The following is a 14,222-nucleotide window of genomic DNA, read 5'->3' as shown; positions in this document are numbered from 1 at the left end:
ATTGTCGAGGCTCGTGAGCGGTTCTGCCGCTCGAGTCCACCGGGGTGTGGCGCAGCTTGGTAGCGCGCCTCGTTCGGGACGAGGAGGTCGTGGGTTCGAATCCCGCTACCCCGACCGGTGAGGAACCCGGCCAGGATCATCGATCCGGCCGGGTTCCGTCGTTTCCGGGCCTCGTCGTCTCAGGTCTCGACGTTCCCCGGCATCGCCGTTCCCGGAGACAGCCGTCCCGGGTCACGTGGCGCGCCGATGCCGGCCCCGGGCCGCCCGCGCCCGGGCTGAGACGTCAGACTGGTGATCCCGTCGCCGCCGACCGCCCTCCCCGCTGCCGAGAGGAGGCACCGTGCCCCGGTCCCTCACCCGCCTCATCGTCGTCGTCGGCGCGCTCTACCTGGCCGCGCTCACGGCGATCGTGTTCTGGCCGACCCCGGTCGACGCCTCCTTCACCGGCGTCCTGGCCCGCCTGATCGCCTGGCTCGGCCGGCGCGGCCTCGGCTGGATCGACTACGGGGTGATCGAGTCGGGCGCCAACGTGCTGCTCTTCGTGCCGTTCGGGCTCCTCGGCGCGCTGCTGCTGCCCGCCCGGTGGGCTTGGCTGGCGATCGTGCTCGCGGCCGCGACCAGCACGGCGATCGAGACGGCGCAGCTGCTCCTGCTGTCGGCGCGCTACTCGAGCACGCAGGACGTGCTGATGAACACGCTCGGGGCGACGCTCGGCGCCGCCGCCGGGATCGTCCTCCGCGCCTGGCTCACGGCACGAGAACGCCGGAGGGCGGCGGAGTCGGATCTCGCTTTCGCGCACATCCCGCTCCGCAGCTCCTCCGGCGTCGTCGGTGATCAGTGACCGCCCCCGGCGGTCGGTGACCGGGTCTCAGCGGCCGAGGCCGCGGTACTCCCAGCCTGCGGCACGCCAGGCGGCCGGGTCGAGGCAGTTGCGACCGTCGACGACGAGGCGCTGCGCGACCGCCTCGCCCGCGGCGACCGGGTCGATCGCCCGGAACTGCTTCCACTCCGTCACGACGAGCACGGCGTCGGCACCGCTGAGCGCCTCGTCGATGTCGGTCGTGTAGGAGATGTCGGGGTACTTGCGCTGCGCGTTGGCGATGGCCTCGGGATCGGTGGCGATGACCGTGGCGCCGAGGTCGTGCAGGCGCGCGGCGACGTCGAGGGACGGCGAGTCGCGGATGTCGTCCGACTCCGGCTTGAACGCCAGACCGAGCACGGCGATCCGCTTGCCCGAGACCGAGCCGCCGAGGCCCTCGGTGACGAGGTCGACCACGCGCTGACGGCGGCGCAGGTTGATGGCGTCGACCTCCTTGAGGAACGCCACCGACTCCCCCACGCCCAGCTCGTCGGCGCGGGCCGCGAAGGCGCGGATGTCCTTGGGGAGGCAGCCGCCGCCGAAGCCGATGCCGGCGTTGAGGAAGCGGCGGCCGATGCGCGCGTCGAAGCCGATCGCGTCGGCGAGCTGCGTCACGTCCGCTCCCGTGACCTCGGCGATCTCGGCGATCGCGTTGATGAACGAGATCTTGGTCGCCAGGAAGGCGTTCGCCGAGACCTTGACCAGCTCGGCGGTCGCGTAGTCGGTCACGACGAGCGGGGTGTCGGCGGCGAGGGCGGTGGCGTAGACCTCGTCGAGCGTCGCCTTGGCGGCCGCTCCCGCGTCTCCGGCCGGCACGCCGTAGACGAGGCGGTCGGGGCTGATGGTGTCCTGGACGGCGAAGCCCTCGCGGAGGAACTCGGGGTTCCACGCCAGCGTGGCGCCGGTCGCCTCGACCTTCTCGGCGAGGCGGGACGCGGTGCCGACCGGCACGGTCGACTTGCCGACCACCAGGGAGTCGGCGGTCAGGTACGGGAGGAGACCGTCGATCGCCGCGTCGACGTAGGTCATGTCGGCGGCGTTCTCGCCCTTCTTCTGGGGCGTGCCGACGGCGACGAAGTGCACGGCGGCACCGGCCGCGTCGGCCGTGTTCGTCGAGAAGCGCAGGCGGCCCGAGGCGACGCCCGCGGACAGCAGCTCGGGCAGTCCGGGCTCGAAGAAGGGGGCGGTGCCGGCGGCCAGAGCATCGATCTTGGACTGGTCGACGTCGATGCCGATGACGTCGTGGCCGAGCTCGGCCATCGCCGCCGCGTGGACGGCGCCGAGGTAGCCGCAGCCGATGACAGAAAGCTTCACAGTGCTTCTCCAAGCTTCAAGGGGATTCTCCGTACGGTGGTCGAGGGGTGTCGCGGCAGCGACGAGAGGGGCGACGGCGACCCGCGGGAACGGTCACGGCGAGCCGTGCTCGGCATCGTCACCGCGCCAATGCTCTCAGATCGCGCGACACGCTGGAGACGGCAGCGGCGATCTCGGCGGCGACCCTCGCGTGGGTGGTCTCGCTGCGACCGATGGGATCGTCGATGTCGTCGCCGCGCTCACCCCCGGGCGCGCGGCCCCGATGCGTCGCCGCCAGCCGCACGACCGCCCGCAGTCGCGCCGCGGGGTCGTCGATCACGGGCAGCGGGACCTCGGCGACGACGAACGGCAGCACCCGGGCGAACTCGAGCAGCGTGAAGCCGCGGAGCAAGGTCGTCGGGAATCGGCGGGCGGCGTCGATCAGCTGCTCGCGCGTCATGGTGAGGACGACGTCGGCCTCGGTCGCCCGCGCCTCGACGAGGCGGGCGCTCGAGTGCGCGGCCGGGTCGCCTCCGTACTCGGCCGAGAAGCGGGCCGAGGTCGGGTCCATCGCGTAGCCGTCCCTCGTCTCGAGGCCTGCACTGCGGAAGGCGAAGAGCGGTCCGCCCCGGGGCGACTCCTCCGCACCCAGCGCCGCACGCAGCAGCTGCTCCGACATCGGCGACCGGCAGATGTTCCCGGTGCAGACGGAGAGGATCGTGAACACGGGCGCGCCGGCCCCGAGGACCGACTCCACCCGCTGCCGACCGCGTCGTGCGCGCCGGGAGCCGTCGTCCCCGGGGAACGTCATCTCCGGCCGCTCAGACGGTGCTCGGCTCGGGGGAGGTCGCCGGCTCGACCCGCGCGCCCGCGCGCTCCGAGCCGTAGTAGCTCGTGTAGTAGTAGCCGTAGCCGCGGCCGACCTGCCCGCGCGGCGGCACGCGGTTGAGGATCACGCCGAGGGTGTGACCGCTGACCCGCTCGAGGTTCTGGATCGCTCGGCCCAGCTCGTCGGTGGTGGTCCTGCCCGCCGAGATGACGACGAGCGCGCCGTCGGTCCGGGCGGTGAGGATCGCGCCGTCGGTGACGGGCAGGAGGGGCGGAGCGTCGACCAGCACGATCGCCTCGCGGGCGATCTCGTGCAGGAGGATGTCCATCCCGTTGGAGCCGAGCAGCTCGCTCGGGTTGGGCGGGATCGACCCGGCGCCGAGGATCCACAGGTTGCCAGACGGCCCCCACGGCTGCAGGACGTCCTGCAGCTCGGCCTTGCCGATCAGCAGATCGGTGAGACCGACTCCCGGCACGAGACCGAACGACTTGGCGACGGTGGGCTTGCGGAGGTCGCCGTCGACGACGACCGTGCGCTGGCCGGACGCCGCGAGGGTCACCGCGAGGTTGGCGGTCACGGTCGACTTGCCGTCGGAGGGCAGCGGGCTCGTCACGACGATGATGCGCGGCGGGCTGTCGACGTTCATGAACTGCAGGTTCGTCCGCAGCTCGCGCAGCGCCTCGGCCAGGGCGTGCTTGCCGTCGGACTTCACGTAGTCGGTCGTGTCGGCCTCGGGGACGATGCGGTTGGTCTCGCTCAGGCGCTTGTCGACGGGCAGGGTGCCGACCACGGGGAGGTCGAACAGGCGCTCGACCATCTCGGCGGTGCGGATGCGGCGGTCGAGCGTGTTGCGCACGAAGGCGTAGACCAGCCCGAGCACGAGGCCCGCGAGGGCGCCGATCGCGAGGACGAGGCGGAGGTTGGGGTACGCCGGCGACGAGGGGAGCGACGCCTCCTGGACGACGTTGAGGGTGACGGTGTCGCCGACGCCCGTCTCCTCGTTGACCTGCTGGATGCGCGTCGCGATGGCCGACACCCAGGCGTCGGCGAGCTTCTGGGCGCCGTCGGCCGTGGAGGCGCTGGCCGTGACGGTCATCACGGGCGCATCCGTCTCGGACGTGACGGTGATCGCCGAGATCAGGGACGCCGGGCTCACGTCGAGGCCGAGGTTCTGGATCGCGATGTCGGCCACGTCGCGGGAGGTCGCGATCGGCAGGTAGCCCTTGAGGCTCGAGTTCGCCACGGTCAGGGCGATCTGCTGGAGGTAGACGGCCTGACTCGGGTCTCCCCCGGAGACGGCGACCGACACGGTCCCCGTCGACTCGGCGACGTAGCGCGGCTTCTGGGTCAGCGACCAGCCGAAGGCGACGAGAGTGCCGAGGAGGATCGCTGCGACGATCGCCAGCCAGTGATCGCGGAGAAGTCGGAGGACGTCTCTAAGTTCCACAGTGTCAGGTTCCTTCACTGGTTCGGATCGGTGTGCAGGCGTCGGAGACGAACAGCTCTCGAATTGTTGCACAGGGGTGTATCGGGGCTGTTTCCAGGCACGTCATGCGTGCACCCCGTCAGGGGCGGGCGCAGAGCTGGTCGTCGTGATGACTCCGAGAGCCGACAGCTCGAGCAGGGCGGCGTCCACGGCCTCTCGAGGATCGACCCCGGCCGGAGCCGGACCGACCGCCTCGACCACGGCATCGACCAGGTCGCCCGCGGGGATCGCCTCACCCGCGAGGAGCCAGATGGCCGGCCCGATCCCCTCGAGCCGCACCAGGCGGTTCTCGCAGAAGACGAGGAGCCGGCCGGCCGGTAGTGCGAGCGCGTCGTCGGCCGGCGCGCGGACGACGAGGCTGCTCGACCCTCCGTCGGGAGTGCGGAGATCGAGCGGGACGATCTCGCTCCACGAGTCGGGGGCGGCCGGTCTCTCCGAGGAGAACGCGGCGGTGATCAGGTCGACCGCCGCGGTCGCCTCCGAGTAGACGAGTCGCGAGACTCCCCCGAGCTCCCGCAGCGTCTGCACGAGAGCGGAGAGGGCACGCGGTCGCGCGGACAGGTAGGAGGTCTGCGGCACGAGCAGGTCGATCGCGTCGAGGGGCTCGACGGCCTCGAGGAACGGGGTCTCGACGCCGTCGCGCCGATCGAGCAGCACGACGCCGGCGAGGACGAGCGGCGCCTCGGGCATCGGCCGGAGACCGAGGGAGTCGGGTGCGAGCTGCGCCTTGGGCGCCGACCCGGTCAGCGGCTTGACCGAGAGCGGCTTCGGATAGGGCAGCACGCGTCCGTCGGGAGTCACCCCGACCGTCTCGTCCGTCACGTAGCCGAAGCGGGTGCCGAGCGTGCGCGCGATCGTGGTCTTGCCGGTCCCGGAGGCCGCGACGAGGGCGAGGACCCGGCCGTCGTCGGCCGCCAGACCGCAGGCGTGCAGCATCAGCAGGTCGTGGCGGCGGGCCCCGATCGCCTCGACCGTGAGGGTCGAGGTCAGGGACTCCTCCAGCTGCTCGACCGACCGGGTGTGCACGCGGATCCCCGACATCGGCCGCGGGGAGCCGTCGGACACGACGTCGGCGTCCACGATCAGCGCCGACGGGTCGGGAGCGGCGGCGCAGGAGGACCAGCTCGCGACGATCCGCTCCACGTCGCCGTCGTCGAGACCGGGACCGAGGTCGACCCGGAAGGGGACCTCGAGGATCGTGACCGACATGCTGCGCATGGTCGGTGCCGGGTCGGTGGTGCCGATCAATATGCTCCGTCCCGCGCGAGGACGGCGCGCGCGGTCTTGAAGAGGATGATGAGGTCGCCCGTCATCGACCAGTTCTCGACGTAGTAGAGGTCGAGGCGGACGGTGTCCTCCCACGAGAGGTTCGAGCGGCCGCTGACCTGCCAGAGACCGGTGATGCCGGGCTTCATCAGGAAGCGGCGGTGCACGTGCTCCTCGTACTGCTCGACCTCGCGCGCCAGCGGCGGCCGCGGCCCGATCAGGGACATGTCGCCGCGGAAGACGTTGAGGAACTGCGGCAGCTCGTCGAGGCTGAAGCGGCGCAGCACGGTGCCGACCTTCGTGACGCGCGGGTCCTTGGCCATCTTGAAGAGGATCGAGTTGCCCTCGTCGCGCTGCTGGGCCGCGAGCTCGGCGAGGCGGGCCTCGGCGTCGACGACCATCGAGCGGAACTTGAGCATCTCGAACGTCGCGCCGTTCAGGCCGATGCGCTCCTGCCGGAACAGGATCGGCCCGGGGCTCGTCGCCTTGACCAGGATCGCCACGACGACGAGGACGGGCGCGCTGAGGATGATGAGCATCGTGGACGCGGCGATGTCGAAGAGGCGCTTCGCGAAGCGCTGGCGGCCGTCGAACCTCGGGGTCTCGACGTGGATCAGCGGCAGGCCCGCCACCGGACGGGTGTGGATGCGCGGGCCGCCGATGTCGGTGAGGCTCGGCGCCACGACCAGGTGCTCGCGACCGGGCTCGAGCGTCCAGCTCAGCTCGCGGATGCGCTGCGGCGCCAGTTCGTCGGAGCTCGTGACCACGACCGTGTCGGCCCCCGTGGCGTCCATGACGGCGCGGACGCCGTCGATGCCGGTGAAGCCGTGCAGCGCGAGCCCCGACAGCTCGTCCTCGGTGCGGAGCGCGTCGGCGCCGCCCGGCGACGTCGACACCGCGCCGACGAGCTTGTAGCCGGCCTCGGTCCCGCGGCGGAGTTCGCGTGCGGTGTGCAGCACGCTCGCGCGGGAGCCGAGCAGCACGACCTGGTTCGCGAAGCGGCCGTCGCGGCGCTGCCGGGTGAGCCAGGAGCGCCAGCCCAGCCGGCCCACGCAGATGAGGAGGATGCCGAAGGGGAAGGCGGTGATGATGTAGCCGCGCGCCAGCAGGATCTGCAGGAGGTAGGCGATGATCGCGACGATGCCGAAGAGCCAGATGGAGGCGTCCACGATGCGGCGGTACTCGACGTACCCGGTGCCGACGATGCGGCGGTCGCGGGTGTCGAAGACCTGCAGGGCGAGCAGCCAGGCGACCGACAGGACGACCGAGACCCACGTGTAGTTGATCGCGATGTCGACCGGGTTGTTGAAGCCGACGTCGGAGTTGAGGTCGAGGTCGAACCAGACGAGCTGCGTGCCGAAGACCGAGACGACGATGGCGATGACATCGGTGAGGAGGAGCCGGCGCCGGTAGTCCTGCTCCCACGACGGACGGCGCTTCGGCGTGATCCCCTGCGCCGTCATCGATCCCCCTGACCTCTCGTGCTGCGTCGACCTCTCCTGCTGCTTCGAAAGGCGTTCTTCCGTTTCCGGTGATGTCACGCCCGCAAGGCTACCCACATCCTCGTTTCCGGTGGGTATCGCAGACGCGACGGATCCTCGGAACTCTACCCTCGGAGTCGGCCGCGACTCTCCTGCAGATAGCACGAGCCGCAGAGCGCCTCGTAGCCGACCTCGACCCCGTCGATCGCCACCTGGTCGCCGTCGAAGACGAACCGGCCGTCGACGACACGGCCGTTGAAGATGGCCTTGCGACCGCACCGGCAGATCGTCTTGAGCTCTTCGAGGCTGTGCGCGATCTCGAGGAGCCGCCTGCTTCCGGGGAAAGCGGCGGTTCTGAAGTCGGTCCGGATCCCGTACGCGAGGACCGGCACGTTCTCGAGGATCGCGATCCGCAGCAGATCGTCGACGTGCTCCTCGGCGAGGAACTGCGCCTCGTCGACGAGCAGCGCGCTGACGTCGCGCGCCGATTCCGCGAGGACCCGGGCGCGCGCCGCGCTGAAGACGGCGACGGGATCCTCGCCGGGGTGGAAGAGGATGTCCACCGGACGGGTGACGCCGAGTCGCGACACGATGAGCTCGTCGCCCTTGGTGTCGACGGCCGGCTTCGCCAGCAGCACGCGGTGCCCGCGCTCCTCGTAGTTGAAGGCGGCCTGGAGCAGGGAGGTGCTCTTGCCGCTGTTCATCGCCCCGTACCGGAAGTACAGCTTGGCCATCGGACCCCTCAGATCTCTCGCGCCGGCCGGAGCCGCATCCGGATGATCACTCGAGGAATCCGTCCTCGGCGGCACGACGGATCAGCTCGGCCCGCCGACTCGCCGGACGTCCGATCTTGACGTACTTCTGACGGACGCGGCGCAGGTAGGTCTTCGCCGTCTCGAACTGCACGTTCATCCGGGCCGCGACCTCGGGGGTGCTCGCTCCCGCGACGTAGAGGCGCAGCGCCTCGAGCTCGCCGGCGCTCAGTCGCGGGCGCTGGAGGGCGGCGATGCCGATCGGGAGGGGGCGCCACTGACTCGCCGTGCCGGCGTCGGAGCGCATCCGCATCGCCGCTCGCGCGCTCTCCATGACCTCGCGCATCGGCTGCGACTTGGTGAGATGCCCGGCGGCACCGGCCCGGAGCGAGCGCTCCCGGGTCTCGTCGTCCTCGCGCTCGGAGAGCACGACGACCGTCGCCCCCGCCGCACGGCACGTGCGGATCCGCGCCTCGATCGAGATCGGCTCGCGCAGCTCGAAGTCCATGATCACGAGCTGCGTGGGGAACACCGTGCTCGTCACCAGGTCGAGCCAGGTGCCCGCGCTGACGACGAGCTCGAAGTCCGCGGCGTGCGCCGCGATCCAGCTGCTCATGCTGTCGCGGAGGAGCTCGTGATCGTCGAGGATCCCGAGGCGGACGCGTCGGGGCGCATCGTCGTCGCTGCTCCGGGAGGAGGAGCCGCCCGCGGGCTCACCGGGGCGGGTGACCATGCGACGATCCTAACCGCGGTCGCGTGAGCCTCGACGGTGCGCGGAGCACACGGGTCAGAAGAGCGTCGGCTGGCCCACCCCCGGCAGCATCGCGGCACCCGCCGGCCCGAGCTCCTCGGCGAGGAGCCCGTCGTGCTGGAGCGAGCGGCGCTCGCCCCCGAGGGTCCGCAGCGTCCCGAGCGACCCCAGCGCCGAGGAGCGCATCGAGCCGGTCGCCGGATCCTCCTCGCCCCGCTCCAATCGATGGGCTCGCATCAGCGGGCGCATCCGCTCGGACAGCCACCGGCGGTACTCGACCGGTGCGTACGCGGCGCGCCCCGGATAGAGGGAGCGGTAGCGGTCGAGGAGTTCGGGGTGCTCGTGCGCGAGCCACTGCAGGAACCACTCCTTCACCCCGGGCTTGAGGTAGAGCGTCGAGTACATGATCGAGCTCGCCCCCGCCGCTCGGCAGGCCCGCAGCGACGCGTCGAGGTGCGCCTTCGTGTCGGTGAGGAAGGGCAGGATCGGCATCAGGAAGACCGAGCACTCGAACCCCGCCTCGCGGGCGGCCGTGACCGTCGCCAGCCGCGCGGCGGCCGACGGAGCACCGGGCTCGACGGAGCGCTGCAGATCCTCGTCCCAGACGGCGATCGAGACTCCGAGGTCGACCGGGACGTGCTCGGCCGCCTCGCGCAGCAGCGGGAGGTCGCGCCGGAGGAGCGAGCCCTTGGTCAGGATCGAGAGCGGCGTCCCCGAGGCGGCGAGAGCGGCGATGATGCCGGGCATGAGCCGGTAGCGCCCCTCAGCCCGCTGATAGGGGTCGGTGTTGGTGCCGAGGGCGACCGGATGCCGCTCCCAGCTCGGCCGCGCCAGCTCGCGGGTGAGGACCTCGGCGACGTTGACCTTGACGACGATCTGCGAGTCGAAGTCGCGGCCGCCGTCGAACTCGAGGTACTCGTGGGTCGGGCGCGCGAAGCAGTAGGTGCAGGCGTGCGTGCAGCCCCGCATCGGATTGATGGTCCAGCCGAACGGCATCTTCGACGAGGTGTGCACCCGGTTGAGCGCCGACTTCGCGAGGATCTCGTAGAAGGTGATGCCGTCGAACTCGGGCGTCCGGACCGTCCGCACCAGATCGGACACCCGGACGAGCCCGGGGAGCGCGCTGTCGTCCTGCGCTCCCACTGACTGCCCGCTCCACCTCATGGAGCAATTAGAACATATGTTCGAACATCGCGGGACGCCCGACGCGGAACGCTCAGACGGAGGCGCTGAGCGCGAGTACCTCCGACGTGGCGGCGACGGTGCGCTCCGCCGTCTCGGGAGCGTCGTTCAGTGTCGAGCCGTAGCTCGGCACGAGCGAGCGGATGCGCGGCTCCCAGGCCTTCATCCGGTCGGGGAAGCAGCGCTTGACGATGTCGAGCATGATCGGCACGGCCGTCGAGGCGCCGGGCGAGGCCCCGAGCAGCCCGGCGATGGTGCCGTCTCCCCCGGTGATGACCTCGGTGCCGAACTGCAGCACCCCCCCCTTCTTCTCGTCCTTCTTCATCACCTGGACGCGCTGGCCGGCGGTGATCAGGTACCAGTCCTCCGAGCGGGCGGTCGGCAGGAACTCGCGCAGCGCCTTCAGCTTCTTGGAGCGCCCGGCGAGGACCTCGCCGAGGAGGTACTTCATGAGGTCGAGGTTGTCGCGGGCGACCGCCAGCATCGGGCCGATGTTGTGCGGGCGGATCGAGAGCGGCAGGTCGAGCCATGAACCGCGCTTGAGGAACTTGGGGGTGAATCCGGCGTACGGACCGAAGAGGAGGGAGGCCTGACCGTCGACCACGCGCGTGTCGAGGTGCGGCACCGACATCGGCGGCGCACCGACCGCGGCCTTGCCGTAGACCTTCGCCTGGTGCTTCGCCACGAGCTCGGGATTGTCGGTGCGGAGGAACTGCCCCGAGATGGGGAAGCCTCCGAAGCCCTTGATCTCGGGGATGCCCGACTTCTGCAGCAGGTGCAGAGCGCCACCGCCGGCGCCGACGAAGACGAAGCGCGCGGTGACGCGCTTGGGGGTGCCGCCGACGACCTGCTTGAGGTCGAGACGCCACGTGCCGTCCTTCTGGCGGGTGATGTTCGTGACCTCGTGGCCGGTGTCGAGCGTGCCCCCGTGAGCGACGACGTGGTCGAAGAGCTGGTGGGTGAGCGCGCCGAAGTCGACATCGGTGCCGGCCGGGATCCGGGTGGCGGCGTAGGGACCGCCGCCGGCGGGGCGCTGCTCCATCAGCAGCGGGGCCCACTCGTGGATCGTCTTGATGCTCTCGGTGAACTCCATGCCGGCGAAGAGCGGCTGGTCCTTCAGCGCCTCGTAGCGCTTGCGGAGGTACTCGACGTTGGCCTCGCCGTGCACGAAGGTCATGTGCGGGGCGGGGTTGATGAAGCTCGAGGGCTCGCGGATGTCACCCGCCTCGACCAGGCTCGACCAGAACTGGCGCGAGATCTGGAACTGCTCGTTGATCTGGATCGCCTTGGCGGGATCGACGGAGCCGTCGGCCGCCTCGGGCATGTAGTTCAGCTCGCAGAGGGCGGCGTGGCCCGTGCCCGCGTTGTTCCACGGATTGGACGACTCCTGCGCGACGTCGCCGAGGCGCTCGTACGCGGCGATGGTCCAGTCGGGCTGCAGCTTGGTGAGGAGGGCACCGAGGGTGGCGCTCATGATGCCGCCTCCGATGAGGGCGACGTCGACCGGTTCCGAGGAGTTCACGAGAGTCGAGTTTACCGTCGCCTCGCCCCGCGAAGGCGGGTCGGGGACCGACCTGCCCATCAAATTCGCGGCTTTTCCCGCGTCGCCGGTCCGCCCCTCCGGACCCGCCCCGCCTCAGGAGACCGGCTGCCGCGCCGCGATGAGCTCCGCGATCTGGACGGCGTTCAGGGCCGCGCCCTTGCGCAGGTTGTCGTTGCTGATGAAGAGGGCCAGGCCCCGGCCCTCCGGAGCGCCCTCGTCGGCGCGGATGCGGCCGACGTAGCTCGGGTCGGAGCCGGCGGCCTCGAGCGGGGTCGGGACCTCGCGCAGCACGACCCCCGGGGCGTCCGCGAGCAGCTCGCGGGCTCGCTCGGGGCTGAGGGCGGAGGAGAACTCGGCGTTGATCGACAGCGAGTGCCCGGTGAAGACGGGGACCCGCACGCAGGTGCCCGAGACCAGGAGACCCGGGAGCTCGAGGATCTTGCGGCTCTCGTTGCGGAGCTTCTTCTCCTCGTCGGTCTCGTTCGAGCCGTCCTCGACGAGGCTGCCGGCGAAGGGGATCACGTCGAACGCGATCGGTGCGACGTACTTCTCGGGCGCCGGGAAGGTCACGGCCGAGCCGTCGTGCACCAGGTCGAGCAGGTGCTCGTCGGCGACGGCGGCGACGACCTGCTGCGCGAGCTCGTTCGCGCCGGCGAGTCCGCTCCCCGAGACGGCCTGGTAGGTGCTGACGATGAGGCGGGTCAGGCCGGCCTCGCGGTCGAGGACCTTGAGGATCGGCATCGCGGCCATCGTGGTGCAGTTGGGGTTCGCGATGATCCCCTTCACGGCCTGGTCGATCGCGTGCGGGTTGACCTCGCTGACGACCAGCGGGACCTCGGGGTCCATCCGCCACGCGCTCGAGTTGTCGATGACGGTGACGCCCGCCGCGGCGAAGCGGGGGGCCTGCGCACGCGACCCCGTCGCTCCGGCCGAGAACAGGGCGATGTCGAGCCCGGTCGGATCGGCGGTCTCGACGTCCTCGACGACGACGTCCTCGCCGCGGAACGGCAGGGTCGTCCCGGCGGAGCGGGAGGTGGCGAAGAAGCGGATCGACGCGAGGGGGAAGTCGCGCTCCTCGAGGAGGCGGCGCATCACCTTGCCGACCTGACCGGTGGCACCGACGACGCCGACGTGGAGGGGGGTGCTGCTCATGCTGTGCTCTTTCGTCCGTGCGGCGCGGCGGCCGCTCTCACAGAGAAGGTACCTGGCAGCCCTTCAGAGGAGGGATGCCCGGCGGAAAAGCGGGGGACGCTGTCTCTCAGCGACCGGTGCCGGCGTAGACGACGGCGTCGTCCTCGCCGTCGAGCCCGAAGGCCGTGTGGACGACGCGGAGCGCCTCGTCGACCGTGTCGGCGCGGGTGACGACCGAGATCCGGATCTCGCTGGTGGAGATCATCTCGATGTTGATGCCCGCCTCGAAGAGGGAGCGGAAGAGCTTGGCCGAGACGCCGGCGTTGGTGCGCATGCCGGCGCCGACGAGGGCGAGCTTGGCGATCTGGTCGTCGTACTGCAGCGACTCGAAGCCCACCTCCTCCTTCTCGGCGTTGAGCGCCATGAGGACGGTCTGGCCGTCGGCCTTGGGCAGGGTGAAGGAGATGTCGGTGCGGCCCGTGGCCGCGGCCGAGACGTTCTGCACGATCATGTCGATGTTGGAGCCGGTCTTGGCGACGATCGTGAAGATCTGCGCGGCCTTCCCCGGGATGTCGGGCACGCCGACCACGGTGATCTTGGCCTCGTTGAGGTCGGCCGCGACTCCGGCGATGATCGGCTCTTCCACGGTCTGTCCATTCTTCTCGGTGCCCGACAGGGCGGTGCCGGCGGCGGCGTCGTCGGGTGCGGCGTTGTAGACGATGGTGCCCTCGTTGGGGCTGAACGAGGAGCGCACGTGCAGCGTGACTCCGTGGCGGCGCGCGAACTCGACGGCGCGGATGTGCAGGACCTTCGCCCCGGCCGCCGCGAGCTCGAGCATCTCCTCGCTCGAGATGCGGTCGAGCTTGCGCGCCCGCTTCACGACGCGGGGGTCGGCGGTGAAGACGCCGTCGACGTCGGTGTAGATCTCGCAGGTGTCGGCGCCGAGGCCCGCGGCCAGCGCGACGGCCGTGGTGTCGGAGCCGCCGCGACCGAGGGTGGTGATGTCCTTCGTGTCGCGGTTGAAGCCCTGGAACCCGGCGACGATGACGACGGCGTTCTCGTCGAGCGCCTCGCGGAGGCGGACCGGCGTGATGTCGACGATGCGGGCGGCGCCGTGCTGCGCGTCGGTGATCATGCCGGCCTGGCTGCCGGTGAAGGAGCGGGCCTCGAAGCCCATGCTCTTGATCGCCATGGCCAGCAGTGCCATCGAGATGCGCTCGCCGGAGGAGAGCAGCATGTCGAGCTCGCGCGGCGCGGGCATCGGGGTGACCTGGTGGGCCAGCTCAAGGAGGTCGTCGGTCGTGTCGCCCATCGCCGAGACGGCGACCACGACGTCGTTTCCGGCCTGCTTCGTGGCGACGATGCGCTTCGCGACCCGCTTGATGCTCTCCGCGTCGGCGACGGAGGATCCGCCGAACTTCTGGACGATCAGGCTCACGCGCAACTCCCGGGTCAGTGGCTGAGGGGCCGTCGCGACCCGACGGACGAGTCTACCGGCGGGCGCATGCGGGAGCGGCAATGTGTCGCGGGCGATCACCTTCGGCTCGTCGGATCGAGTTCGGCTCGCGAGGATCGGCGATTCCGACGAGCCGGACGTGGTTCGACGAGCCGGAGGTGCGGCGCGGAGGATGCAGCGTCGTCGGGGCGGA

The 14,222-nt window shown here is 70.8% G+C and carries 12 protein-coding genes and 1 tRNA gene; 2 read left to right on the top strand and 11 right to left on the bottom strand.

All coding sequences use genetic code 11. The features are described 5' to 3' along the window. Positions 1-40 precede the first annotated feature (40 nt). Both GRS96_RS08050 and GRS96_RS08045 read left to right on the top strand, forming a co-directional pair. A tRNA-Pro gene (locus tag GRS96_RS08050) sits at positions 41-114 on the top strand. 226 nt (positions 115-340) lie between these two features. Then, positions 341-841, top strand: a complete 501-nt coding sequence (locus GRS96_RS08045) for a VanZ family protein (protein WP_159988207.1) — start codon at positions 341-343, stop codon at positions 839-841. A 27-nt stretch (positions 842-868) separates the two neighbouring features. Here the strand turns inward: GRS96_RS08045 and GRS96_RS08040 are convergent, their stop codons facing one another. From GRS96_RS08040 to GRS96_RS07990, 11 genes are all read right to left on the bottom strand, one after another. Continuing rightward, on the bottom strand, positions 869-2,173 hold the full coding sequence (locus tag GRS96_RS08040) for a UDP-glucose dehydrogenase family protein (protein ID WP_159988206.1): 1,305 nt from the start codon (positions 2,171-2,173) through the stop codon (positions 869-871). A gap of 118 nt (positions 2,174-2,291) precedes the next feature. Then, positions 2,292-2,963: an arsenate reductase/protein-tyrosine-phosphatase family protein gene (locus GRS96_RS08035; protein WP_159857574.1), complete on the bottom strand. Its 672-nt coding sequence runs from the start codon at positions 2,961-2,963 to the stop codon at positions 2,292-2,294. 10 nt (positions 2,964-2,973) lie between these two features. After that, positions 2,974-4,428 (bottom strand): polysaccharide biosynthesis tyrosine autokinase, encoded by a 1,455-nt coding sequence (locus GRS96_RS08030; RefSeq protein ID WP_159857576.1) that lies wholly within the window; start codon positions 4,426-4,428, stop codon positions 2,974-2,976. A 102-nt stretch (positions 4,429-4,530) separates the two neighbouring features. Beyond that, positions 4,531-5,676, bottom strand: coding sequence for a hypothetical protein (locus GRS96_RS08025; RefSeq protein WP_159988205.1), 1,146 nt, complete (start codon positions 5,674-5,676; stop codon positions 4,531-4,533). Between the two features lie 35 nt (positions 5,677-5,711). After that, complete coding sequence (locus tag GRS96_RS08020; RefSeq protein WP_159857588.1) at positions 5,712-7,196, bottom strand: sugar transferase; 1,485 nt, start codon at positions 7,194-7,196, stop codon at positions 5,712-5,714. Positions 7,197-7,339: 143 nt separating this feature from the next. Continuing rightward, positions 7,340-7,948, bottom strand: a complete 609-nt coding sequence (locus tag GRS96_RS08015; RefSeq protein ID WP_159857590.1) for a thymidine kinase — start codon at positions 7,946-7,948, stop codon at positions 7,340-7,342. 46 nt (positions 7,949-7,994) lie between these two features. Next, the gene (locus tag GRS96_RS08010; protein WP_159857591.1) at positions 7,995-8,699 is read right to left on the bottom strand and encodes a DNA-binding response regulator; all 705 of its coding nucleotides are present in this window, start codon (positions 8,697-8,699) and stop codon (positions 7,995-7,997) included. Positions 8,700-8,753: 54 nt separating this feature from the next. Then, entirely contained in the window at positions 8,754-9,881 is a 1,128-nt protein-coding gene (locus GRS96_RS08005) for an Rv2578c family radical SAM protein (RefSeq protein ID WP_159857592.1), read from the bottom strand. Positions 9,882-9,933: 52 nt separating this feature from the next. Then, positions 9,934-11,481 (bottom strand): malate:quinone oxidoreductase, encoded by a 1,548-nt coding sequence (locus GRS96_RS08000; protein WP_159857593.1) that lies wholly within the window; start codon positions 11,479-11,481, stop codon positions 9,934-9,936. A 54-nt stretch (positions 11,482-11,535) separates the two neighbouring features. Further along, positions 11,536-12,594, bottom strand: a complete 1,059-nt coding sequence (locus tag GRS96_RS07995) for an aspartate-semialdehyde dehydrogenase (RefSeq protein WP_159988204.1) — start codon at positions 12,592-12,594, stop codon at positions 11,536-11,538. Positions 12,595-12,700: 106 nt separating this feature from the next. Continuing rightward, positions 12,701-14,011, bottom strand: a complete 1,311-nt coding sequence (locus GRS96_RS07990; protein ID WP_159857595.1) for an aspartate kinase — start codon at positions 14,009-14,011, stop codon at positions 12,701-12,703. Between the last annotated feature and the right edge of the window lie 211 nt (positions 14,012-14,222).

It is taken from the genome of Rathayibacter sp. VKM Ac-2803, assembly GCF_009807175.1.
GTDB lineage: Bacteria > Actinomycetota > Actinomycetes > Actinomycetales > Microbacteriaceae > Rathayibacter.
This window is presented reverse-complemented; position numbering and strand designations above follow the sequence as displayed.